At 58.1% G+C, this 22,727-nt stretch carries 20 protein-coding genes and 2 riboswitches; of the genes, 15 read left to right on the forward strand and 5 right to left on the reverse strand.

The window, feature by feature from the left end; all coding sequences use genetic code 11:
• Positions 1-430: 430 nt before the first annotated feature.
• On the forward strand, positions 431-1,045 hold the full coding sequence (locus tag C8P63_RS13070; protein WP_108024923.1) for a golvesin C-terminal-like domain-containing protein: 615 nt from the start codon (positions 431-433) through the stop codon (positions 1,043-1,045).
• A gap of 49 nt (positions 1,046-1,094) precedes the next feature.
• On the opposite strand, the gene C8P63_RS13075 is transcribed toward C8P63_RS13070, so the two are convergent.
• Positions 1,095-1,997, reverse strand: a complete 903-nt coding sequence (locus C8P63_RS13075) for a fructosamine kinase family protein (RefSeq protein ID WP_108024926.1) — start codon at positions 1,995-1,997, stop codon at positions 1,095-1,097.
• Positions 1,997-2,464, reverse strand: a complete 468-nt coding sequence (locus tag C8P63_RS13080) for a low molecular weight protein-tyrosine-phosphatase (RefSeq protein ID WP_108024928.1) — start codon at positions 2,462-2,464, stop codon at positions 1,997-1,999. Before C8P63_RS13080 ends, C8P63_RS13075 begins: the two co-directional genes overlap by 1 nt.
• 203 nt (positions 2,465-2,667) lie before the next feature.
• On the opposite strand from C8P63_RS13080, the gene C8P63_RS13085 reads away from it, so the two are divergent.
• The 13 genes from C8P63_RS13085 to C8P63_RS13140 all read left to right on the forward strand — a co-directional run bounded on the left by C8P63_RS13085 (position 2,668) and on the right by C8P63_RS13140 (position 17,425).
• Positions 2,668-3,117 (forward strand): ACT domain-containing protein, encoded by a 450-nt coding sequence (locus C8P63_RS13085; RefSeq protein ID WP_108024930.1) that lies wholly within the window; start codon positions 2,668-2,670, stop codon positions 3,115-3,117.
• A gap of 29 nt (positions 3,118-3,146) precedes the next feature.
• Complete coding sequence (locus C8P63_RS13090) at positions 3,147-4,445, forward strand: homoserine dehydrogenase (protein ID WP_108024932.1); 1,299 nt, start codon at positions 3,147-3,149, stop codon at positions 4,443-4,445.
• Positions 4,445-5,533, forward strand: coding sequence for a threonine synthase (gene thrC, locus C8P63_RS13095; protein WP_108024934.1), 1,089 nt, complete (start codon positions 4,445-4,447; stop codon positions 5,531-5,533). Before C8P63_RS13090 ends, thrC begins: the two co-directional genes overlap by 1 nt.
• Positions 5,511-6,467, forward strand: coding sequence for a homoserine kinase (thrB, locus tag C8P63_RS13100; RefSeq protein WP_108024936.1), 957 nt, complete (start codon positions 5,511-5,513; stop codon positions 6,465-6,467). Before thrC ends, thrB begins: the two co-directional genes overlap by 23 nt.
• Complete coding sequence (gene pheA / locus C8P63_RS13105) at positions 6,464-7,357, forward strand: prephenate dehydratase (RefSeq protein ID WP_108024938.1); 894 nt, start codon at positions 6,464-6,466, stop codon at positions 7,355-7,357. The genes thrB and pheA overlap by 4 nt, the downstream gene beginning before the upstream one ends.
• Positions 7,358-7,406: 49 nt before the next feature.
• Positions 7,407-7,509, forward strand: a riboswitch (guanidine-I (ykkC/yxkD leader).
• Between the two features lie 76 nt (positions 7,510-7,585).
• The gene (gene ilvE / locus C8P63_RS13110; RefSeq protein ID WP_108024941.1) at positions 7,586-8,530 is read left to right on the forward strand and encodes a branched-chain-amino-acid transaminase; all 945 of its coding nucleotides are present in this window, start codon (positions 7,586-7,588) and stop codon (positions 8,528-8,530) included.
• Between the two features lie 272 nt (positions 8,531-8,802).
• Positions 8,803-11,061, forward strand: coding sequence for an immune inhibitor A domain-containing protein (locus C8P63_RS13115; RefSeq protein WP_245920901.1), 2,259 nt, complete (start codon positions 8,803-8,805; stop codon positions 11,059-11,061).
• A gap of 260 nt (positions 11,062-11,321) precedes the next feature.
• Positions 11,322-12,926 carry a PTS transporter subunit EIIC gene (locus C8P63_RS13120; RefSeq protein WP_108024946.1) on the forward strand — a complete coding sequence of 535 codons (1,605 nt, stop codon included), beginning with the start codon at positions 11,322-11,324 and terminating at the stop codon, positions 12,924-12,926.
• A 1-nt stretch (position 12,927) separates the two neighbouring features.
• On the forward strand, positions 12,928-14,619 hold the full coding sequence (gene treC / locus C8P63_RS13125; protein ID WP_108024949.1) for an alpha,alpha-phosphotrehalase: 1,692 nt from the start codon (positions 12,928-12,930) through the stop codon (positions 14,617-14,619).
• A 45-nt stretch (positions 14,620-14,664) separates the two neighbouring features.
• Positions 14,665-15,378, forward strand: a complete 714-nt coding sequence (treR, locus tag C8P63_RS13130; RefSeq protein ID WP_108024951.1) for a trehalose operon repressor — start codon at positions 14,665-14,667, stop codon at positions 15,376-15,378.
• A 114-nt stretch (positions 15,379-15,492) separates the two neighbouring features.
• Positions 15,493-16,179, forward strand: a complete 687-nt coding sequence (locus tag C8P63_RS18810; protein ID WP_146172178.1) for a hypothetical protein — start codon at positions 15,493-15,495, stop codon at positions 16,177-16,179.
• Between the two features lie 32 nt (positions 16,180-16,211).
• The gene (locus C8P63_RS13135; RefSeq protein ID WP_170109648.1) at positions 16,212-16,982 is read left to right on the forward strand and encodes an APH(3') family aminoglycoside O-phosphotransferase; all 771 of its coding nucleotides are present in this window, start codon (positions 16,212-16,214) and stop codon (positions 16,980-16,982) included.
• Positions 16,983-16,993: 11 nt separating this feature from the next.
• Entirely contained in the window at positions 16,994-17,425 is a 432-nt protein-coding gene (locus C8P63_RS13140) for a DinB family protein (protein WP_108024955.1), read from the forward strand.
• Between the two features lie 455 nt (positions 17,426-17,880).
• Here C8P63_RS13140 and map read toward each other — a convergent pair whose 3' ends face one another.
• From map to C8P63_RS13155, 3 genes are all read right to left on the reverse strand, one after another.
• Complete coding sequence (gene map, locus C8P63_RS13145) at positions 17,881-18,630, reverse strand: type I methionyl aminopeptidase (RefSeq protein ID WP_108024957.1); 750 nt, start codon at positions 18,628-18,630, stop codon at positions 17,881-17,883.
• A gap of 125 nt (positions 18,631-18,755) precedes the next feature.
• Entirely contained in the window at positions 18,756-20,171 is a 1,416-nt protein-coding gene (gene gndA / locus C8P63_RS13150; protein ID WP_108024959.1) for an NADP-dependent phosphogluconate dehydrogenase, read from the reverse strand.
• Positions 20,172-20,402: 231 nt separating this feature from the next.
• Positions 20,403-20,771: a VOC family protein gene (locus C8P63_RS13155; RefSeq protein WP_108024961.1), complete on the reverse strand. Its 369-nt coding sequence runs from the start codon at positions 20,769-20,771 to the stop codon at positions 20,403-20,405.
• 189 nt (positions 20,772-20,960) lie between these two features.
• Positions 20,961-21,146, forward strand: a riboswitch (Lysine riboswitch).
• A 189-nt stretch (positions 21,147-21,335) separates the two neighbouring features.
• Between C8P63_RS13155 and C8P63_RS13160 the strand changes: the two genes are divergently transcribed.
• Positions 21,336-22,727, forward strand: coding sequence for an amino acid permease (locus tag C8P63_RS13160; RefSeq protein WP_245920903.1), 1,392 nt, complete (start codon positions 21,336-21,338; stop codon positions 22,725-22,727).

Below are 22,727 nucleotides of genomic sequence, written 5' to 3' on the forward strand. Positions count from 1 at the left end.
ACAAGTCTCGCCTGGGTCGCTCGCTCCCCGGTCTCGCTATGCACTCACAGAGCACAAGTCTCGCCTGGGTCGCTCGCTCCCCGGTCTCGCTATGCACTCACAGAGCACAAGTCTCGCCTGGGTCGCTCGCTCCCCGGTCTCGCTATGCACTCACAGAGCACAAGTCTCGCCTGGGTCGCTCGCTCCCCGGTCTCGCTATGCTGTCCTGCAGAGATGCAGGAACTGTCCGCTCCGAATCATCCTGCTGCGGGCAGGGGCAAAACGCCTTCGGATGCAACACAGAGAAGCTTTTGCCCCTGAACGCCCTTGCAGGCTGATTCTCCGCCGGGCAGGACAGCAAAGTCTTATTTTGGGTAAACGCTTCCCCTTTTCTCGAAACGAACATAAAATCACAACGCTTATAGGGGTTGGCAGGAAAGGGGGGAATGCCGTGAAACGCTTGTTGAAACTGGTTTTTCCCGTCGTCTTTTTGGGGACGGTCCTGTTCGTGATGATCGGATTCCGTCATTTGGAAACCCTGGACGCACAGGAGTTGCGGGTGATCGAGGAGTTTCGCAAGCGGATGAAACTGGAGGCTCAGGGAGGAGCGCTGGACGAAGGGCGAAAACAGACGGTGGGAGAGTGGCCTCTGTCCGTCAACGCTCATGGTTACTTCGGGCCGGATTATCAGACCCATCCGGCCGGAGACGGGTCGGGTATCTTCACTTGGACATTCCGGGTGAAACAAGCCGGAAATTATCAGATCTTCGTGAATTACGCCTCGGCCCCCGATCGGGCGAGTAACGCCCCTTATACGGTTTACTACCATGGAGGGCAATCAAAGACGGTGATCGTCAACCAGAAGACCGGCGGCGGTCAATGGGTGTCTTTGGGGACCTTTCCTTTTCAAAAAGGGGATCAGGGGAAGGTGGTCCTGACGAACCGGGCCGATGGGTTTGTCATCGCCGACGCGGTAAAGATCGTCGGAACCCAAAACACTTGGGCGCGCCTGATCCTGGATAACCGGAATGCTTTGAAGACGGCTTCCGGTTCCGGCGGCAGATGAAGAAAGTCCATACCAAAACGCCGACCTCCCCGGGAGGCCGGCGTTTTTTCTATCCCGCGTAACGCATCAGCACTCGGTCCACTTCAGAGCCGTAGGTCTCGCCGAAGAGGTTCAGGTGAACCAGAAGGTAATAGAGCTGGTAAAGCGGCTTTCGGTCTTCGTATCCGGGAAGCGCCGGACAAATTTCCCGGTAGGCGTCGTAAAAGCGGGTGGGAAATCCGCCGAAAAGTTCGGAGAAGGCGAGATCGACTTCGCCGTGTCCGTAATAAACCGCGGGATCGATCAGGCAGGGAAGGCCGCCGGGTCCGATCATCCAGTTGCCCCCCCACAGGTCCCCGTGGAGCAGGGCGGGTCGGATGGACGGGATGTCCAGCCAACGGTCCAGGCGGTCCATCAGACGTGTCAGCATCCGTTCCCGACGGGAAGGGAGCCGGTTTTGTTTCCGGGCGATTTCCATTTGGGGCCGAAGTCTTTGTTCCCGGTAAAACTCGGTCCAGCTTCCGTGAGGCGTGTTTCGTTGGGGCAGAAGTCCGATGAAATTGTCCGATTCCCATCCGAAGGACGAAGAGGACAGGCAGTGGATGGCGGCCAGGCCCTGTCCCAAGGCTTCTGCCGGATCCGGGCCGGAAGAGGCATTTTCCGGCTCCAGCCAGTTCATCAGGATCCAGCCGACCCCGGTTTGTTCGGGACCCCGGTGGTCGATCACAGTGGGAATGCGGACCGGACCGCCGCCCCGGGCGAGAGCTTCCAGGCCTTGGCGCTCAGCAGTGAAAAGTCCCGCCGGTGCTTTGTCCCGGTACTTGAAAAAGTACCGGTTTTCCTTTGTTTCCAGGCGGAAGGCCTCCCCGATGTCCCCGCCGGTGACCGAGCGGGCGTGGAGAATCGGGCCGGGATCCCCTGCTTTTTGTCGAAGGGCTTCTTCCGCGGATTCCTTTAAAGAGGCGGGAAGCATCAGAGATCTTCCCGCTCCCGGAGCATGCGGATGATCCCCCGGCAACCGGACTCCACCAGGGAGTAGGTTTCTTCAAAATCCCCGGTGTAATAAGGGTCCGGAACTTCCTTGTACCGGGATTCGGGAATGAAATCCACCAGCCGGTGGACGCGGGCTCCCGTTTCTTCGGCCAGCCGGTTGACATCCCGGTAGTTGCTCTCGTCCATCACGATGATGTAGTCGAATTCCGACAGGTCCTTCTTCTCAATCTGGCGGGCCCGGATGCCCTTGTCGGAGATCCCGCGTTCGGCCAAAAGGGACCGGGTTCCATGGTGGGGGGGTTCTCCGGCATGCCAACCACCGGTACCGGCGGAATCCACCCGAACCCGGTCATCCAGCCCTTCTTCCCGCAATTGGTGTCGCAACACCGCTTCCGCCATCGGGGAACGGCAGATGTTGCCCAAACAGACGAACAGCACGGAAATCAATGCAAACGCTCCTTTCCTCCGGCGGGTTTTTCATAAAATGATCTTAACATTAAACCGAACCCGAATGCACGGAGGGATCCCGATCCCTATTCGATGGCAGCACTTTAAAAAAACTTAATAAAATTCAGTCTTGCAAAGCGGGATTGCCCCCTTTATAATGTCCTTTATAAAAAAACATATGTCTTTATCAGGAGGACGGATGGATGAGCCGAGAGGAAGAAACCTATTTTCTCATCCGTTCCGATATGCTTCCGGAAGCGATCCTGAAAACGGTGAAGGCCAAGTCCATGATCGCCTCCGGGGAAGCCCGGACCGTGCAGGATGCGGTCGATCGGGTCGGGATGAGCCGCAGTTCTTTTTATAAGTACAAAGACGGGGTCTATCCCTTCAATGCCCTGATGAAGGAGAAGATCGTCACGGTTACCCTTACCCTGGAGCACCGGTCGGGGGTGCTCTCCGGGCTGTTGTCCTACCTGGCACAGAAGAAGGGGAACGTGTTGACCATTCACCAGACGATTCCATTGCAGGGGGTGGCCAGCGTCACCCTGTCCCTGGATACGGGGCAGGTCACGGAAGAGATCACGTCCCTGATCGACGGCCTGAACGAGTTGGATGGAGTGCTCCGGGCGGCTTTGGTCGCCAGGGGCGAATAAAGAGACATCATGACCGAGGGGTGGAGAAAATGGCGGAAGAACCGATCCGGGTGGGATTGATGGGCCTCGGAACCGTTGGGTCCGGAGTGGTCCGGCTGATCGAAGACCATCAGAACGACCTCTGTCACCAGACCGGTCAGGGAGTTTCCATCGAGAAAATCCTGGTCCGGGACAGGCAGAAGGAGCGGAAAGTGGCCGTGGATCCCTCACTGTTGACGGAACGGCCCGAAGAGATTCTGAAGAATGACCGCATCGATCTGATCGTGGAAGTGATGGGGGGGATCGAACCGACACGGTCGTATCTCCGGGAAGCCTTGGAAAACGGCAAACACGTGGTGACGGCCAACAAGGACCTGATGGCCCTTCACGGAGCGGAGCTCCTCTCCGTCGCCGCGCGAAAGGGTTGTGACGTATTTTACGAAGCCAGCGTTGCCGGCGGAATTCCCATTCTCCGGGCGTTGGCGGAGGGATTTTCGTCCGACCGGATCACCAAGATGGTGGGAATCGTCAACGGAACGACGAATTACATCCTGACAGAGATGGCCCGCAAAGGAACCCCCTTTCAAAGCGCCTTGGCCCGGGCGCAAGAACTGGGATACGCGGAATCGGACCCCACTTCCGACGTGGAAGGGATGGATGCCGCACGTAAAATGGCCATTTTGGCCACTCTCGGGTTTCATATGGACTTGTCTTTGGATGAAGTGACGGTTCGGGGGATCTCCGGAGTGACACCGGAGGACCTTCGATTTGCAGCACAACTGGGTTATGTGTTGAAGTTGGTGGGAATCGCCGCGCGGAACGGGGAGAAGGTGGAAGTGGTTGTGGAACCGGCTTTGCTTCCACAGGCTCACCCCCTCGCCGCCGTGGACGGGGTGTACAATGCCGTCTGCGTTTACGGGGAAGCGGTGGGAGAGACGATGTTTTACGGCCCCGGTGCCGGGGCCATGCCGACCGCCACCGCCGTCGTCTCCGACCTGGTCACCGTCGTGAAGAACATGCGTTTGGGCGGGAACGGCCGGGCGATCGTGGCTCCCTACCGTGAAAAGCGGGTCAAAGGGGCTGACGAAATTTTCGCCAAATACTTTCTCCGCCTTCGGGTGGAAGATGAAGCCGGGGTGCTCGCCAAGCTGACGCTGATCTTCGCCGAAGCGGGAGTCAGTCTCGAGAAGGTGCTTCAGGAACCGGGGTGTAGTGGCGATGAAGCGGAAATCGTCTTGGTCACCCACACAGCCAGCCGGGACCGATTGGATGAAGTGTTGCTCCGGATGGAGGAGCTGCCGGCTGTGCGCAGGATCATGAGCCATTACCGTGTGGAAGGGGGAGAGTGATGAGCCAAGACGGTCTGATTGCCCGCTACCGTTCGTTTTTGCCGGTGACCAAAGAAACGCCGGCCCTCACCCTTCACGAGGGAAACACCCCGCTCATCCGGGCACACCGTCTCTCCGAAGAGTGGGGAATCGATCTTCGTTTCAAAGCGGAGGGATTCAATCCCACCGGTTCTTTCAAGGACCGGGGGATGGTCCTCGCGATCTCGAAGGCGGCGGAAGCCGGAAGCCAGGCGGTCATCTGCGCCTCGACGGGCAATACCTCGGCATCCGCTGCAGCCTATGCCGCCCGCATGGGGATGCGCTCGATCGTGGTCATCCCCGACGGCCATGTCGCGCTGGGAAAACTTTCACAGGCGGTGGTCTATGGAGCGGAGGTGCTGGCCGTACGCGGAAACTTCGATCAGGCACTGGAGATTGTTCGGGACTTGGCGGAAACCCATCCCGTCACCTTGGTCAATTCCGTCAACCCTTTCCGCATTGAAGGCCAGAAGACGGCAGCCTTTGAAGTGTGCGAACAGTTGGGTGACGCCCCCGACATTCTGGCCATCCCGGTGGGCAATGCGGGGAACATCACCGCTTACTGGAAGGGATTCAGGGAATTTCAGCAGGCCGGCCGCAGCCGGAAACTTCCGCGGATGTGCGGGTTTGAGGCGGAAGGAGCGGCGGCGATCGTCCGGGGGAAACGGGTGGAACAACCGGAGACCATCGCCACCGCGATCCGGATCGGAAATCCGGCCAGTTGGAAACCGGCGTTGGCCGCGGCGGAAGAATCCAAAGGAATGATCGGCAGCGTGAGCGACGAAGAAATCCTGGAGGCTTACCGGGACTTGACCCGGAAAGAGGGCATTTTCGCCGAGCCCGCTTCCGCCGCCTTGTTGGCGGGAGTGAAACAGCTTCGGCGTGCCGGCAGGATTCCGGATCAGGCTCAAGTGGTCTGCGTCCTGACGGGGAACGGACTGAAAGATCCCGCCACCGCCATGGAAGCGGTACCGGTCAAACCCAAGGTGCTTCCCTGCGACCGGGAGGCGGTGTTAGAGGCGATCCGGGAAAGGAAGGAGGCTCACCATGGATCCGTTTCAACCCTTTGAAGTGAAAGTGCCCGGAAGCACCGCCAACCTGGGGTCCGGTTTCGACTCCATCGGGATGGCGGTCGACCGCAACCTAAGGCTGCGGGTTTCCCCGTCGGAACGCCTGTCCGTCACCGTCCGGGGAGAAGATTTGAAGAACATCATGAAGGACGGGGACAATCTCATTCTGGAAGTGATGAGAGAAACCTGCCTCCTGTCGATGAAATCCCTTCCGCCCCTACATTTGGAAGTGGAAAGCGACATTCCGTTGATGCGGGGACTCGGAAGCAGCGCGGCTGCCATTGTGGCGGGTCTGGTCGCGGCCAATCACCTTTTGGGCCGTCCTTTCGACCGGCAGACTTTATTTCAACAGGCGGTAAGGAGGGAGGGGCATCCCGACAATGTCGGTGCCTCCCTGTTCGGGGGTGTGGTGATCTCTTCCTGGGACGGAGAGAAAGCTTACGCCGTCCGGACACCCGTTCCGCCGTTTTATTTGGTGGCGGCGATCCCCGGGGTTCCCCTGGCCACCGCCCGCGCCCGGGAGGTGCTTCCTGATACCCTGAGTCACCGGGAAGCCGTCCTGGGCAGCAGCCGCGCCAACCTTTTGACAGCGGCTCTTCTCACCCGGGACTGGGAAGCGTTCCGGGTCGGTTTGATGGACCGATTCCACCAGCCGTTCCGCGCCCCCTTGGTCCCGGGGCTGAACCGGGTGCTGAATGAGGCCGTGGAACACGGGGCCCTCGGTGCCGCACTGAGCGGTGCGGGCCCCACGGTGGTGGCCTTCGCCTTGGATCCGGAACCCGTCCGGCAGTTTATGGAGAGGGTGTTCGAAGAAGAGGGAGTGCCGGCGGAAATCATGGTGCTCCGACCGGGCGAAGAAGGGGCTCGTGTCCGGTTGACAGACAAACATGATCGTAGTACATTGATTGGAAATTTAAAAGGAGCGAGACGATGAACGAACCGGCAGCCTATCTCGGACCGCGGGGCACCTTCACTCATGAAGCGGCCCAAGCCTTGTTTCCCGAACCCCATTTCCAGAATACACCCTGTGACTCCATCCCGGATGTGCTGACAGCTGTGGACCGGGGAGAATTCAACTTCGGAGTGGTTCCCGTGGAGAATGCCATCGAAGGGTCCGTCAACCTGACCCTGGATTGGTTGGTGCACCATGTGGACGTCCGGATCACCGGAGAACTGGTCTATCCCATCACACAAAACCTGATGGTTCATCCGAACCATGCGGGACGGCCGCTCCGCGGGTTCACACGGGTGGTGTCCCACCCTCAGGCGGTGGCCCAGTGCCGATCCCATTTGAGGAAACATTTGCCTGAAGCGCGGGTCTCTTATGTGGACAGCACCGCTGAAGCGGCACGTCATGTGGCGGCCCATCCGGAAGAAGCCTGGGTGGCGATCGGGCCCCGGAGTGCAGGGGCTCTTTACGGGTTGTCCATACTCGAATCCGGCATCCAGGATTACCCCAACAACTTCACGCGTTTCATCGCTGTGGGAAACGCCTGGGATCACCCATTGGCGGATCCGGCGGGGATGAAGAGCAGCCTTTTGGTCACCCTTCCCTCCGACTTTCCCGGAGCGCTGCACCAGGTGCTGGCCTCTTTTGCCCGCCTCGGGGTGAACCTCACCCGGATCGAATCCCGGCCCACGAAGAAAAAGCTGGGAACGTACCACTTTTTCATCGATGCCGAACAGGGGGCGGAGGAGAGCGCCATCGACAAGGCCGTCGGGGAAGTGGAATCCCGGGGATGTCACGTACGGCGTTTGGGGTCCTATCCCTGTTACAGTTTCGACAAAATCAACGGCATGCGCCCGGTTGACAACGGTCTTTAAAGGACCTATAATCATCTTTAAATTTAATATTTTGAATGATTGGTTTGATCAGGAGGATACCTAGGGTTCCGCTTTGCATCGGCAAAGGTCTGGTCCGAGCGGTATCAACGCCGGCCCCGGCGTACACCGTGGGGAAAAAAGCCCCTGGCGGCAGGTTCTGATTTTGGTTCAGCCTGCGCAGGGGTTTTCGTTATAGCCAATATTTTTGAATATCCGGGGGTGCGATCCATGGAAGAGCGTTGGGTGTACATGAATGGGAAATATGTGAAGAAGAGCGAGGCCACAGTCTCCATTTTCGATCACGGATTCCTGTACGGGGACGGAGTGTTTGAAGGGATCCGGGTCTATGACGGGAACGTTTTCCGTCTCCGGGAGCATCTGGAGAGACTGTATGAGTCCGCCCGATCCATCCTTTTGGAAATTCCTTATTCCATCGAGGAACTGGAGGAGGCGGTGGTGAAGTCGGTCCGGAAAAACCGGCTGACCAACGCCTACATCCGCCTGGTGGTTTCCCGAGGGGTGGGAGAGCTCTGTTTGGATCCCACCAAATGTTCTGATCCCCGGGTCATCATCATCGTGGACCAGGTAAAGTTGTTTCCGCAGGAGATGTACGACAAGGGGCTCGAGATCGTCACGGTTCCCACCCGGCGGAACGTTCCGGATGCCCTCAACCCGAAAATCAAATCTCTCAACTATCTGAATAATATTCTGGTCAAAATCGAAGCGAACCGGGCCGGGGTGGGGGAAGCCCTGATGCTGAACAGCGATGGTTACGTGGCTGAGGGTTCCGGGGACAACGTCTTCATTGTGAAACGGGGCACGCTCTACACGCCCCCGGGATATGTCGGTGCCCTCGATGGAATCACCCGCCGTGCGATCATGGACCTGTGTGACCGGCTCGGTTATGAGGTGAAGGAGCAGCCCTTCACCCGCCACGATGTTTTTGTGGCGGACGAATGTTTCCTCACCGGAACTGCCGCCGAGGTGATCGCTGTGGTCAACGTGGACGGCCGCCCCATCGGTGACGCCAAGCCGGGACCGATCACCCGCCGGCTTCTGGAAGAGTTTCGGAAGCTGGTCAAGGTCGACGGAGTTCAGGTTTATCCCGAGAAGGATGAAAAAACCAGGTCGGAATCCTATCCCAAAAAAGAAGTGGTCAGCCCGGCCGGCTGACAAGATCACCCCAAAGCCCCGCTCCCGTTCACGGGAGCGGGGCTTTTCAGTGTCCTCAACGGCGAAAACCTAATTTTGGAAAATAAAAAGAAATGAAAAAAATGTGAAGCTTGGAAAGGAGTTTCACCTTTCCAGGTAGAATCCTTATCTGGCGATCCAAAAGGGAGAGGAAAAAGCGGGAACCACCCGGAGCGAAGGGGGGTTTCCCTTTCCGGGTCCCGGATCGCCTCGGACTACATATCTTGGTGGGAAAGGGGTGCCCATGCGTGAAAATGGGGAAAACGCTGACCGGCTTGTTGTCGGCCGCCCTTATTCTGGGGGCCGTCGGAGCGCCGGCCGCCTCGGCGGCTCCCGTGGGCGACGGGAAGGCCGAGGAGCAAGAACACCGTTTCGTTGACTGGGGGACAGTGGATGTGGAGAGACTGTCCAAAGCGCTGATGAAGAGGGGGGAAATCGATAAAGAGACCACTCCCGAAGAAGTGGAGAAAGCCGTCAAACGGTACGTGGAAAAGAGAAAGATCCCCCATGGGATCGACACCTCCACCAAATGGGGAAGCAAGGCCGAAAAAGGCCTGAAATCCGTTCAGTCGAAGAATATCAAAAAAGCGAACCGAAAAGGCAACTGGAGCGATCGAATGTACAACAGGGCTCATAAGGATAATATTGTTCTGGCCCTGATTGAATTCCCCGATTATCAACACAACTCGATTGAACAGGAAGAAGGCAGCCTGTACACCAAGGATTTCAGCCCGGAACACTACGAAAAAATGCTCTTCAACCCCAAAGGGTACACCACCCCCGAAGGGCTGGATCTGATGACGATGGCGGAGTATTACCTGAAACAGTCCGGCGGCACCTGGACCGTGGACGGGACCGTCACGCCCTGGATCCAAGCGGAACAGGACGCGGCTTATTATGGGGGGAATAACCAGTACCACAACGACAAAGCTCCCCGGGAACTGGTTCACGAAACCCTGGAACAGGTGGGAAAAGCGGTCCAGGGGAACGAAGAAAGATATGACCAGCGGGATCCCTATGACCTGGACGGCGACGGAAACGTCATGGAACCGGACGGCCTCCTGGACAACCTGATGCTGGTTCACTCCGGAATCGGTGAAGAAGCCGGCGGAGGGGAACTGGGAGAAGACGCCATCTGGTCCCACCGCTGGACATTGAAGCAGCCGACGGAAATCCCGGGGACCTCCCTGAAAGCCTACGATTACATGATCCAGCCGGAAGACGGGGCGGTGGGGGTGTTCGCCCACGAATACGGACACAACCTCGGGCTCCCGGATCTGTATGACACCATCCGCTCCGGGCTGGGCTCTCCGGTCGGGTCCTGGTCGCTGATGTCCGCCGGCAGCTGGAACGGAAAGATCCTCGGGACCGAACCCACCGGTTTTGATCCGTGGTCCAAAATGTATCTCCAGGCCACCTTCGGCGGGAAATGGATCACCCCCGTTGAAGTCGATTACGAAGACATTCAGGGCAAGCAACAGGTTTTCCTCAACCAGGCCAGCAGTCTCAATCCCCGACGGACGGTGTTGAAAGTAAACCTTCCGGATGTGGAGAAAGAGCCCCCCACCCAGCCCCAGTACGGGGACCACGCTTACTTCTCCGATTACGGGGATGACCTCAACACCAAGATGACTTCCGGTGAGATCGATCTGACGGGCGCCGACTCAGCGGCGTTGAGCTTTGACAGCTGGCGCCAGATTGAGACCGGCTACGACTATCTCTACATTCATGTAATCGACACCGCCACCGGCGAGAAGACCCAACTCAAAGCCTACGACGATACCACCGGCGGCGAGTGGATCAAGGAGGAGCTGGACCTTTCCGACTTTGTCGGGAAAAAGATTCAACTGCAGTTCAACTATGTGACGGACGGCGGCTTGGCCATGGACGGCTTCTATGTCGATAACATCGCGGTGGAGGCCGACGGAAAAACCGTGTTTGAAGACGACGCCGAAGGAGAGCCCAAATTCCAGCTGGAGGGTTTCAAACACTTCGACGGCAGCGGGGAGATGTTCCCCAGTTACTACTTGGTGGAATGGCGCACCCATCACGGAACAGATAAGGGGCTGGCCCATTTGCGCCGGGGCAGCAGCTTCATCACCTACGATCCGGGAATGCTGGTCTGGCATTACGATGGACGTTACGCCAAAGGAGCGGATAACCACACCGGCAACCATCCCGGGGAAGGGTTCTTCGGCGTAGTGGATGCCCATCAGCGCGTGCACTACTGGAACAACGATCCGGACAGCCCCGCCACCGACCGGTACCAGGTATTGGATGCCGCTTTTGGTTTTAATGAAACCTCGGGTGTGGACATCGAAAACTATTACACCTATGGTGACATGCACTATCCGTCGCTTCCCGGAATCCCCGTTTTCTATGACGGGAACGACTATTCCATGCCGGGCGCGGAAGATGTGGGCAAAATCCTTCCCCAGCTGGGGCTTCAATTCGAGTTGAAGAAGGAGCTCAGGAAAGGAAAGAGTGCCCTGATCGAAGTTTCCAAGCGGTGAACAAGCCCCCGGCCCCGGCGTTCGGCTTCGGTTGAACGCCGGGGTTTGTTTTGCATCCCATGTGACTTTCCATGCGGGGAGTGAGTCACGGATTGACATCGGGTACGAATCAAAGGTATGATCGGAACAGCTGAAGCCCTTTTTGAAAGGGCTTTCTGTTTGGAGGGCAACTTGTATATACAAGTATGCAAGATTTTGAACTTCCCGGGTTTAAACCGGGGATACGAAACGTTGAAAATGAAACGGGAGCGTGAAGGACCGTGCTGAAGAGCCGAAGAATTCCATTTGATTTCTTCCAGCGGGTCGGCCGTTCCATGATGGCCGTCGTGCTGATTCTGCCGCTGGTCTCCATCCTGATGGGGCTGGGGGGGGTGCTGTTGAATCCCAATGTCCACCAGATTCTGCCGTTCCTGGCCGGAGACGGATTCCAGGCGGCCGGGGAGCTGATGCAGAGGGCCGGACAGGCGGTCTTCAACAACCTGCCGGTTCTGTTTGCCGTCGCCATCGCCATCACTTGGACCGGAGCGGGGATGGCCGGGTTTGCGTCGTTGATCGCCTTCTTCATCATGCATACCGTGCTCGGAGCCCTGATTGATATCACCGGTTTGAAATTGAACGAAAAGATGATGGGGGACGAGCTGGGGATCGAAACGATGCAGACCGGGGTGTTCGGCGGCATCCTGATCGGATTTCTGACCGCCTGGCTGTATAACAAATTCCATCGAACCGAACTCCCCGACGCGATCTCGCTCTTCAGCGGGGAGCGTCTGGTGCCGATCATCGCTTCCTTTGCTGCCATCGGTGTGGCCGTTGTCTTTTATTTCATCTGGCCTGCGGTGGGGATGGCCATCCTGACTCTCGGCCAGTATGTGGCCACTCATACCAACCCCTTGGTGGTCGGTCTGTACGGGGGGATCGAGAAACTGTTGATCCCCTTCGGCCTGCATCACATCTACAACACGCCCCTTCTCTTCACGGAGATCGGAGCCCATTACGAAACATTGGACGGCTCCCGGGTGGTCGGAGATCAGAACGTCTATATCGCCCAGGTGATCGACAAGCTGCGGGATCCTTCCGTGGCCATCACCGGAGGCACTTACATCGCCGGGAAGTTCATCCCTGTCATGTTCGGGTTGCCGGCGGCTGCGCTGGCGATGATCCGGGTGGCCCGTGAGGACCGGAAGGCGAAAGCCCGCTCTCTGTTGATCGCCGCCGCGGTGACGGCTTTCCTCACCGGGATCACCGAACCTCTGGAGTTCACCTTCCTGTTCGTGGCTCCACTCCTGTACGGAGTTCATGCTCTGCTGACGGGACTGGCTTTCGGTCTGGCCAATTTTCTCGGCATGAAAGCCGGCTTTGCCGGCGGATCGGGCTTGATCGACTTCGTTCTCTTTAACGTGTTGCCCAACCCTTCCAACGCATGGATTCTGACCATCGGTCTGGGTCTGGTGTTCGGAGTCGTCTATTACTTCGTCTTCCGTACCCTGATCCTGGCTCGGGACTTGAAGACGCCGGGGCGGGAAGAAGAAGGGGAGGAAACCCGCTTGTTCACCAAGGAAGAAGCCCGGGAGAAGATGGGAATTACCAAGGGCGGACACCGGAAGGCGGACGAAAAAGCTGATGACAGCCGGGCCGCCCGCATCCTGACCGCTTTGGGCGGAAAGGGCAACATCACCAAACTGGACGCCTGCATTTCCCGGCTTCGCGTCGGGGTGAAGGACCGCGACCGGGTGGACGAGGCAGCCCTCAAACAAGAGGGGGCCTCCGGTGTCCTGCGCGTGGCCGACGGGGTGCAGGCCGTCTTTGGTACCCGCTCTTCCGTCATTAAGGAAGAAATCCGCGAGCTGCTGGAGAAGGAGGAATAAGATGAAGGAATGGTGGAGAAAAGCGGTGGTCTATCAAATCTATCCCAAGAGTTTCAAGGATACCACCGGAAACGGGACGGGGGATCTCCCCGGGATCATCGAAAAGCTGGACTACCTGAAGGAGTTGGGGGTGGACGTTCTCTGGTTGACCCCCATCTATGCCTCTCCGCAGCGGGACAACGGTTATGATATCAGCGATTACTACCGGATCCACGAGGAATACGGGACCATGGAGGATTTTGAGAACCTCCTCCGAGAAGCCCACGAACGGGGATTGAAGATCATGTTGGATATCGTGGTGAACCACACTTCCACTGATCATCCCTGGTTCCGGGAAGCCCGGAAATCCAAAGACAACCCCTACCGGGACTTCTACATCTGGAAAGAAGGGAAAGACGGAACCCCCCCCACCAACTGGCGCTCCAAATTCGGCGGATCCGCCTGGGAAAAAGAGGAATCCACCGGTGAATACTATCTCCACCTCTTTGACGTGACCCAGGCGGACCTGAACTGGGAGCATCCCCCCGTCCGCCGGGAAGTCTACGAGATGATGCGCTGGTGGCTGGACAAAGGCGTGGACGGATTCCGGCTGGATGTGATCAACCTGATCTCCAAGGATCCGCGTTTTCCGGATGACGATGGATCGGTACCCCCGGGGGACGGACGGAAGTTTTACACCGACGGACCCAGGGTACACGAGTATTTACAGGAGATGAATCGGGAAGTCTTTTCCCGTTACGACATGATGACGGTGGGCGAAATGTCCTCCACAAGCATTCCCGAGTGCATCCGGTATACCCGTCCCGACCGCCGGGAGCTGAATATGACCTTTAATTTCCACCACCTGAAAGCAGACTACCCCGGAGGAGAGAAATGGGTCCGGGGAGAGCTGGATTTTCCCGCTCTGAAGCGGACCTTGGCCGAATGGCAGACGCGGATGAGTGAAAACGGCGGATGGAATGCCCTTTTCTGGTGCAACCACGACCAGCCTCGGATCGTCTCCCGCTATGGCGACGATGGACGCTACCGGAAGGAATCGGCCAAGATGCTGGCTACGGTGATCCACTTGATGCAGGGGACGCCGTACATCTACCAGGGAGAAGAAATCGGGATGACCAATCCGGACTTTCACTCCATCGACGACTATCGGGACGTGGAAACCCTCAACATGTACCGGATTCTGTTGGAGGAAGGCCGGAGTGAAGAAGAAGTGATGGAGCTGATCCGGGAGAGGTCCAGGGATAATTCCCGGACCCCGATGCAATGGGATGCTTCCGAAAACGCCGGGTTTTCCGACGGCACCCCCTGGATCCGGGTGGCCGCCAACCACGGTGAAATCAACGTGGAGGAGGCCCTTGCCGATCCGGACTCCATCCTTTACCATTATAAAGAACTGATCCGCCTCCGGAAGGAATGTGACATTGTCACCACCGGGGACTTCCGTCTGCTGCTGGAGGATCACCCCGATCTGTTCGTCTACCTTCGAAGCGGGGAAGGGGAAAAATGGCTGGTGGTGAACAACTTTAAGAAACATGAGGTTTCTTTCTCCCTGCCGGCAGAAGTCGCTTCCTTGTCGGGATGGAAAGGGGAGCTTCTCCTTTCCAATTATCCCGATTCCCCAAAGGAGCTTCGGGAACAGACGCTTCGTCCCTTTGAATCGGTGGTATACCGTTTGAAGCCTGCTGGAGAATGAGAGTGCGGGACCGGAGCGGGTCGGTACATCGGAAGGGGAGCAAGGATGGATACCAAATATCTGGCCATTTACAACCATTACGTGGAAAAGATCGAATCCGGCCAGCTTCGCCCCCGGACCAAACTGCCCTCCGAACACGAATTGACCCGGATGTTCCACACGTCCCGGGAGACGGTTCGGAAAGCGTTGAACCTGTTGGCCCAGAACGGATACATCCAGAAGGTGAAAGGGAAAGGATCCTTTGTCCTCCAGGTGGACCGGTTTGAGTTTCCCGTTTCGGGGCTGGTCAGTTTCAAGGAGCTGGCCGCCCGGCTCGGCAAGGAATCCCGCACGAGGGTCCTCTCTTTGAAGGCGACGGCTCCCGAAGGGGAGATGGTCAACCATCTGAACATTTCCCCTTCCCAGCCGGTATGGCAAGTCGTCCGAACCCGGACGATTGGCGGGGAGACGATCATTCTGGACAAGGACTGCTTCCGGCAGGACATCGTGCCCGAACTGACGGTGGAGATCTGCGAAGACTCCATCTACGAGTACCTGGAAAGAATTCTGGAGAAGAAGATCAGTTTTGCCAAAAAAGTGATCACCGTCGAAGAACCGACCGAAGAGGACCGGAACCTCCTGGACCTGGACGGCTATCCGATGGTCGTGGTCGTGGAGAATTACGTTTACCTGGAGGATGCCACGCTCTTTCAATACACCGAATCCCGACACCGGCCGGACAAGTTCCGCTTCGTGGACTTTGCGCGCCGCCATCAGTGATCGAGTACTTCCCCCCCTTCCCGGAAACCACCGGGGAGGGGGATTTTGATGGCAAAGGAATTCCGGTCTCCTCAGTCGAAATTCCAAATGGAGAAAAGGAGGGGAGGGGAACCGATGGGATCGCAGGACGACCCGATGATGTTACGACGTCCTCCGGGAGGTGCCGAACAGCAGCGCCCCGGATGTGGAAGTGAAGAACCGCCGACGGGCGAGGGACCGTTGAGCCCGTTTCCGGAGGGGCTCCGGTTTGACATCCGCCCGTCGGGGGAGATCTCCCGCTGTTTCCGCAAACTCGGAGTCCCGGATTTTCCGTCGGCAATCCGCTATGTCCACCGTCTCCCCTACGGGAGGAATACGGACCGCTCGGATTACCGCTTGGTTTTGACGGAAAAGAAAGGTACCTGCAGCACGAAACATGCCCTTCTCGCCCGGCTGGCGGAAGAGCAGGACCGGCCGGTCCACCTGATGGTGGGAATCTACAGGATGGACGGGAAAAATACGCCGGGGGTGGGGGTTGTACTGAAAAAGCATCGGCTCTCCTGCCTTCCGGAAGCCCACTGTTACTTGAAATTCCGGGGTCATCGGCTGGATGCCACCCGGGTGACGGAAGCGGGAAGTGACCCCTTTGATTTTCTCCTGTCCGAGCGGAGGATCCAGCCGGAGGGGATCGGGGAACCGAAAGTAAAATGGCATCAGGCGTATCTGAGGGAATGGGTAAGGACGCAAGGCATGAAACCGGAGGAGTGGAAGCGGGTCTGGGAAGCCCGCGAAGCGTGTATCCGGGCGTTGGAAGAAATTTAACGGAAAGCGACCGCGAAAAGGGGGTGGATGTGATGATGACTCTGCCTCACGCGTTGCGTCGATGGACGGCCGGCATGGAGTGGAGACGGGAATCCGTCGGGAAATCCGGTGCGATGGTTTTTCGGCTGGAAAAGGGAAGGCAGGTTCAATATTTGAAGGTTCGCCCCCGGGACAACCGGCTGGAACCTCTGTCCCGGGAGCGGGAGGTGCTGCGGTGGCTGGAAAGACGGCTCCCGGTTCCCGAGGTGCTTGATTATGAGGAGACCCGCAGCGCGGAGTTCCTCCTGATGAGCGGAATCCCAGGCAGGATGCCGATGGACCTCAGGGTGGATAAGTCCCGGATCGTCCGGTGGCTGGGGGAAGGATTAAGATATATTCACGAATTGCCCCCGGATCCGTGTCCCTGGTCACGTCCCAATGACCTCCTGGTGAAGGTGGCGGCCGCGCGGGTGGAAAAAGGATGGGTGGACGAATCGGATTTTGATCCCCACCGGCGGGGACGGACGGCGGAAGAACTGCTGGACGAGCTGTTGCGGACCTGTCCCCGGGAGGAGGACCCGGTGTTCACTCACGGAGATTATACCCTGTCCAACATCCTGATGACGGAAAACGGGATTTCAGGGTTGATCGACTGGGGACGGGCAGCGGTGGCCGACCGATACACCGACCTGGCCATCGGCTCCCGGAGCCTCGCTTCCCACCTGGGAAGCGAATGGGTTCCCTTCTTCTTCAAAGCCTACGGGCTGAATGGGGTGAACTGGGAGAAGCTTCGGTTTTACCGGCTGCTGGATGAGTTTTTTTGAGGAGGCTCGTGATGAACGCGGATGGATACCGGTATGCGGCGGAGATGACGGACCGGTTGACCACGGTGATCCCCCGGGATGGGTGGGACCGGAAGCTGGTTCCCGAACTGGGCTCTCCCGCCCGGTTGTTTGCCCATCTGATCCGGGTGCGCGGGGTGTACCGGGACGGCTTTTACACCGGGGAGCTTCGCTTTCCGGGAGAACGGGTGAAATCCGGGACGGGGCTGGAAGAGGGCCTGGCGCGGAGCCGGGAGGAGCTGGCCCGGGCGATCGAGGTGCCGGAGGTGGAGAAAATCCGTTTCGGAAAGGTCGTGTTGACTCTGGACGAACTCCGGGCCACGGCGATTCACCATGAGGGCATTCACCAGGGACAATGGCAGGTGGCGTTGAAACAAGCCGGGCTTCCCCTTCCGGCGAGCTGGAGGGAGGAATGGAGGCTATAAGGAGGAGGGTATGCAAGAAAAAGAAGCCGTCGTAAAGAGACGGAAGAAGAACGAAAGAAATAAGAGGAACAAGACAGCGCGGAAAAGCCGTCCGAAGTAACCAAGTCCCTTCCGTGTCAGTCGGTAAGTAAAAAAACCCCCTAAAAGCGTTGTAAAAAAGTGAGCGGCAGCATTTACCCAAAGCCGCTCCGGCTGCACTCACAGAGCACAAGTCTCGTCTGGGTCGCATCACTCCCGGTCTCGCTATGCACTCACAGAACACAAGTCTCGCTTGGGTCGCTTGCGCTCCCCGGTCTCGATTCGGATCATGAAGGGTTTCAGGGTTGATTTCTCCGGGAAATCTGTCATAATAGAGTGACAATAACAGTGTAGCAGGGAGCCGCAGGGTGTGATACATCTTGCGGCTTCTCCTTTTCGACAAGAAAAAGAACCCGTCGCATTTCCTCCCGGGCTCCTCATTTCTTTTCCGTCAGGATGACGGGGCCGTCTTCCGTGACCCAGACGGTGTGTTCATATTGGACGCAGATGGAGCCGTCCGCTGTGCGGGCGGTCCAGCCGTCGTCGTCCATGCGGGCTTTCCAGTCTCCCAGGGTGATCATCGGTTCGATGGCCAAGGTCATCCCCGCTTGAATCCGGGGGCCCGTTCCGGCCTGGCCGAAGTGGGGGATCTGGGGGCTTTCCCAGAGCTCCCGGCCCACCCCGTGGCCGCAGAACTCCCGGACGACGCCGTAACCGAGAGGTTCGGCGAAGGACTGGATGGCGTGGCCGATGTCCCCGATCCGGTTTCCGGGGCGGGCTTGTTCAATGCCCAGAAAAAGGGCTTTTTCACAGGCTTCCATCAGATGGCGGATGTCGGGGGACACCTCTCCGACGGCGTAGGTCCAGGCGGAGTCGCCGTGGTACCCCTCGACCTGAGCCCCGATATCGATGGTGACCACGTCCCCCTCCGAGAGCGGTTGTTTCCGGGGGAAACCGTGGCAGATCTCGTCGTTCAGGGCGACGCAGATGGAAGCGGGGAAACCGTGATGTCCCTTGAAGCTGGGAATCGCTCCACTCTTCCGGATATAATCTTCCACCCGTGCGTCCAGGTTGCGGGTGTCCGCGCCGGGCCGGATCTGTTCGGCGAACAGGGCGTGGCATTCCGCCACGATGGCGCCGGCCCGGCGCATATACTCGATCTCGCGGCCCGCTTTCCAAACGTTCATGTTTACACCACCTGAAAAGGATCCGTGAAAACGCAATCATTTCATGTAGCCCCATCATAATGGATGTGGCGGATTTCATCAAGAAAGAAGCCCGCTTCCGGTGGGAAGCGGGCCGTGTATGACGGTTATTTTTCCAGCCATTCGGTGTGGAAGGTGCCTTCCTTGTCCACCCGCTGGTAGGTGTGGGCTCCGAAGTAATCCCGCTGGGCCTGGAGCAGGTTGGCGGGAAGGCGTTCGGAGCGGTAGCTGTCGTAATAGGAGAGAGCGCTGGCCATGGCGGGCACCGGGATGCCGCTGTGGATGGCCAGGGCCACCACTTTCCGCCAGGAATCCTGGTACTGTTCCACGGCCTTCCGGAAGTAGGGGGCGAGGAGGAGGTTGGAGAGCTTGGGATCTTCATCATAGGCTTCCTTGATGTTTTGCAGGAAGCGGGCCCGGATGATGCAACCCCCGCGGAAGATCATGGCGATGCTGCCGTAATCCAGGTCCCAGCCGTACTCGTTGGAAGCGGCCCGCATCTGGGCGAAGCCCTGGGCGTAGGAGCAGATCTTGCTGGCGTAGAGGGCCTGCCGGATCGCTTCGATCCATTCCTTTCGGTTCTCCGTCGAGATCGCTCCGGAATCGGGTCCGGTCAGCACTTTGCTTGCCTTGGTCCGCTCTTCCTTCATGGCGGAAAGAAAGCGGGCAAAGACGGATTGGGTGATCAGGGTGAGGGGCTCGCCCAGGTCGAGGGCGCTCTGGCTGGTCCATTTCCCGGTCCCTTTTTGTCCGGCGGTGTCCAGGATGACGTCGACCAGCGGTTTGCCCGTCTCCTCGTCCTTTTTTGTGAAGATATCCGCCGTGATTTCGATCAGGTAGCTGTCCAGTTCTCCCTGGTTCCATTCCCGGAAGACCTGGTGCAGCTCATCGGTGGTGAGGCCCAGAACCTCTTTCATCAGATGGTAGGCTTCACAGATCAGTTGCATGTCGCCGTATTCGATTCCGTTGTGAACCATTTTGACGTAATGGCCCGCTCCATCGGGACCGATGTAGGTGGTGCAGGCATCCCCGTTCACTTTGGCCGCGATGGCGGTCAGGATCGGTTCCATCTCCTTGAAGGCTTCTTTGGGTCCTCCGGGCATGATGGAGGGGCCCTTCAACGCTCCTTCTTCTCCGCCGGAGATTCCGGTTCCCATGAAGCGAATGCCTTCCGCTTCCAGCGCCCGGGAACGACGCAGGGTGTCTTTGAAATAGGAGTTTCCGCCGTCGATCAGAATGTCTCCTTCGGAGAGGAGTGGTTTCAACTGTTCAATGGTGGCGTCCGTCGGATCGCCGGCTTTCACCATCAAGATGATTTTACGGGGTTTCTCCAGGGAGTTCACGAACTCTTCCAAGGTGAAGAACCCTTGGACGTTTTTCCCTTCCGCTTCTTTCAGGAATTCTTCGGTTTTCTCCCGGGAACGGTTGTAGATGGAGACGGGAAAGCCTTTACTCTCGATGTTGAGGGCCAAGTTTTTTCCCATTACCGCCAGACCCACCACTCCGATTTTCTGTCCGGACATTTGCATCGCCCTTTCTGTGTTCGGTATTGCTGGATACGCACATAAAAAGATCCCAATCGCTATTTTTCCCGATCAGGCCGGGATCAACCCTTATTTATTTCATTAGTCCGGGCTGAGTCATTACCCCATTTTTTCAGTTTTTACGGGGTTTGTCCAGTCCCCCGGATAAGGAGCACGCCCGGCTTCCCGCGGGAAATGGGCCGGGCGTGGCGAAAAACGTCCGGGGTCTGTTTACCGATGTTGCTGGCAAACCATCAGGATGTTGCCGTCGGGGTCCCGGAAGTTGAAAAAGGAGACGTCGGAATAACGCTCGATTTCCCTTACGATCTCCGCCCCCTGTTCCCGGAGGAAACGATGGGCTTCATCGATGTCCGGGGTGCTCAACATGGCGGAGGGGAGGGGGGTGTCTGTCGGGGTGTTCCGGTTGTCGTCCAGCAGGAAATGGACCCCGTTTTCCATCTCGATGACGTGGACCGGCCCTTCCACCGAACTTTCCGGCCGAGGCAGGCGGAAGAGTTGGTGGTACCACTCCACGGCCCGGGGAAGATCTTTCACATGGATGAAGACAGCTTGCACTTGTTTCAGGATCGGGTGGCTCATTCGTATTCCTCCCGAAAAATGGAGGGTTGGCGATCGAACATATGTTCATTCTACTATGAAAAGGGGAACGATCCAATCTTTTTGTATCCAATCTGCCGCTCCCATTAACCGAATCTTTCCATTGCAAATCATCGTCATCTCCCGTATACTGACAAACGGTGATCAATCGAATACTTTTCCTCATCATAAGGGTGAGGTAGAGGAGCGGTACCGATGAGTAGCCGGCAGGAGGTCCGGGGAGACCGGGGATGGCCGGTGAAAGGCGGGATCGCCGAAGTCCGCGCGTGTCCCTTGCACGTGCGGGCTGGGCCCGTCTCCGAACAGGGGCGGGACTGTCACACCGGAGGTATTCCGGTGTGGAGCGCTATCTCGGAAGGTGATGCGGGTGGAACGACACCGCCGATTCCTTTCGGTGGTGTTTTTTTTATCCAAGCCCACTCCTTCCGGGCAAGATCAAGAGAAGGAGTGTATGAAACCTTGAGTACGGTATCGAGGAACGGCATTCAAACGGAATCCCGCGGCCAAGGCGGGCTCCGCCGGGAACTGAAAGCCCGCCATCTGTCGATGATCGCCATCGGCGGGGCCATCGGGACCGGGCTTTTTGTGGCGAGCGGAAGTTCCATCGCGACGGCGGGTCCCGGCGGGGCGCTGGCTGCTTACGTCGCGGTGGGAATCATGGTGTACTTTTTGATGACCAGTCTGGGGGAAATGTCCTCCTATATGCCGGTGGCGGGTTCCTTCAGCACTTATTCTTCCCGCTTTGTCGATCCCGCCCTCGGCTTTGCGATGGGGTGGAACTACTGGTACAACTGGGCGATCACCATCGCCGCCGATCTGTCGGCGGCGACGCTGGTGATGAAATTCTGGTTTCCCGACAGCCCCTCGGTGTTGTGGAGTGCGCTGTTTCTCCTCCTGATGTTTATTCTGAATTTCCTTTCCGTCCGCGGTTTCGGCGAGGCGGAATACTGGTTCTCCATGATCAAAGTGGGAACCGTGGTCATTTTCCTGATCGTGGGTCTTTTGATGATCGTGGGAATCATGGGCGGTGAGGCGGTCGGACTCAAAAACTGGACCATCGAAGATGCGCCGTTCCACGGCGGCGGGGCGGCGATTCTGGCCGTTTTCATGGTGGCCGGCTTCTCCTTCCAGGGGACGGAGTTGATCGGGGTGGCCGCCGGCGAGAGCGAGAACCCGCGGCGGAACGTCCCGCGGGCCGTCCGGCAGGTGTTCTGGCGCATTCTTCTCTTTTATGTGCTGGCCATCTTTGTGGTGGGTCTGCTGATCCCCTTCACCGATCCCAAGCTGTTGAACGATGACGTTCGGAATGTGGCGGTCAGCCCCTTCACCATCATCTTTGACCGGGCCGGGGTCGCCTTTGCCGCCTCCGTGATGAACGCGGTGATCCTGACGGCGGTGCTTTCCGCCGGAAACTCGGGGATGTATGCTTCCACCCGGATGTTGTGGCATCTGGCGAAGGAGGGGCACGCTCCCCGCTTCTTCGCCCGGGTGAACCGGCGCGGAATCCCGGTCTTCGCACTGCTGGCGACCACGGCCGTCGGGATGCTGGCTTTTTTGGCCTCGGTTTTCGGGGACGGGGCGGTCTACACCTGGTTGCTGAATGCTTCCGGGCTGTCCGGTTTCATCGTGTGGCTGGGAATCGCCATCAGCCACTACCGGTTCCGGAAAGCTTTTGTGGCCCAGGGGAAAGATCTGAGCGAACTGCCCTACCGGGCCAAGTGGTTTCCCTTCGGACCGCTTTTCGCTTTTGCCCTCTGTCTGATCGTGATCGGCGGGCAAAACTACTCCGCCTTTACCGGCGGACAAGTGGACTGGTACGGCATTCTGGTCTCCTACATCGGATTGCCCCTGTTTTTGGCCCTGTGGTTCGGGTACAAATGGATCAAAGGAACCCGGGTCGTGCCGCTCAAAGAATGCCGGTTTGACGATTCGGAATGA

Origin of the sequence: Melghirimyces profundicolus (assembly GCF_003054245.1) — a bacterium.
GTDB lineage: Bacteria > Bacillota > Bacilli > Thermoactinomycetales > DSM-45169 > Melghirimyces > Melghirimyces profundicolus.

What these genes read in the sequence shown, in the direction of transcription:
- C8P63_RS13075 (WP_108024926.1), bottom strand. Translation starts at nt 1,997, where the DNA reads ATGCTTCCCGCCTCTTTAAAGGAATCCGCGGAAGAAGCCCTTCGACAA.
- C8P63_RS13085 (WP_108024930.1), top strand. Translation starts at nt 2,668, where the DNA reads ATGAGCCGAGAGGAAGAAACCTATTTTCTCATCCGTTCCGATATGCTT.
- C8P63_RS13090 (WP_108024932.1), top strand. Translation starts at nt 3,147, where the DNA reads ATGGCGGAAGAACCGATCCGGGTGGGATTGATGGGCCTCGGAACCGTT.
- thrC (WP_108024934.1), top strand. Translation starts at nt 4,445, where the DNA reads ATGAGCCAAGACGGTCTGATTGCCCGCTACCGTTCGTTTTTGCCGGTG.
- thrB (WP_108024936.1), top strand. Translation starts at nt 5,511, where the DNA reads ATGGATCCGTTTCAACCCTTTGAAGTGAAAGTGCCCGGAAGCACCGCC.
- pheA (WP_108024938.1), top strand. Translation starts at nt 6,464, where the DNA reads ATGAACGAACCGGCAGCCTATCTCGGACCGCGGGGCACCTTCACTCAT.
- ilvE (WP_108024941.1), top strand. Translation starts at nt 7,586, where the DNA reads ATGGAAGAGCGTTGGGTGTACATGAATGGGAAATATGTGAAGAAGAGC.
- C8P63_RS13115 (WP_245920901.1), top strand. Translation starts at nt 8,803, where the DNA reads ATGGGGAAAACGCTGACCGGCTTGTTGTCGGCCGCCCTTATTCTGGGG.
- treC (WP_108024949.1), top strand. Translation starts at nt 12,928, where the DNA reads ATGAAGGAATGGTGGAGAAAAGCGGTGGTCTATCAAATCTATCCCAAG.
- treR (WP_108024951.1), top strand. Translation starts at nt 14,665, where the DNA reads ATGGATACCAAATATCTGGCCATTTACAACCATTACGTGGAAAAGATC.
- C8P63_RS18810 (WP_146172178.1), top strand. Translation starts at nt 15,493, where the DNA reads ATGGGATCGCAGGACGACCCGATGATGTTACGACGTCCTCCGGGAGGT.
- C8P63_RS13135 (WP_170109648.1), top strand. Translation starts at nt 16,212, where the DNA reads ATGATGACTCTGCCTCACGCGTTGCGTCGATGGACGGCCGGCATGGAG.
- C8P63_RS13140 (WP_108024955.1), top strand. Translation starts at nt 16,994, where the DNA reads ATGAACGCGGATGGATACCGGTATGCGGCGGAGATGACGGACCGGTTG.
- map (WP_108024957.1), bottom strand. Translation starts at nt 18,630, where the DNA reads ATGAACGTTTGGAAAGCGGGCCGCGAGATCGAGTATATGCGCCGGGCC.
- gndA (WP_108024959.1), bottom strand. Translation starts at nt 20,171, where the DNA reads ATGTCCGGACAGAAAATCGGAGTGGTGGGTCTGGCGGTAATGGGAAAA.
- C8P63_RS13155 (WP_108024961.1), bottom strand. Translation starts at nt 20,771, where the DNA reads ATGAGCCACCCGATCCTGAAACAAGTGCAAGCTGTCTTCATCCATGTG.
- C8P63_RS13160 (WP_245920903.1), top strand. Translation starts at nt 21,336, where the DNA reads ATGATCGCCATCGGCGGGGCCATCGGGACCGGGCTTTTTGTGGCGAGC.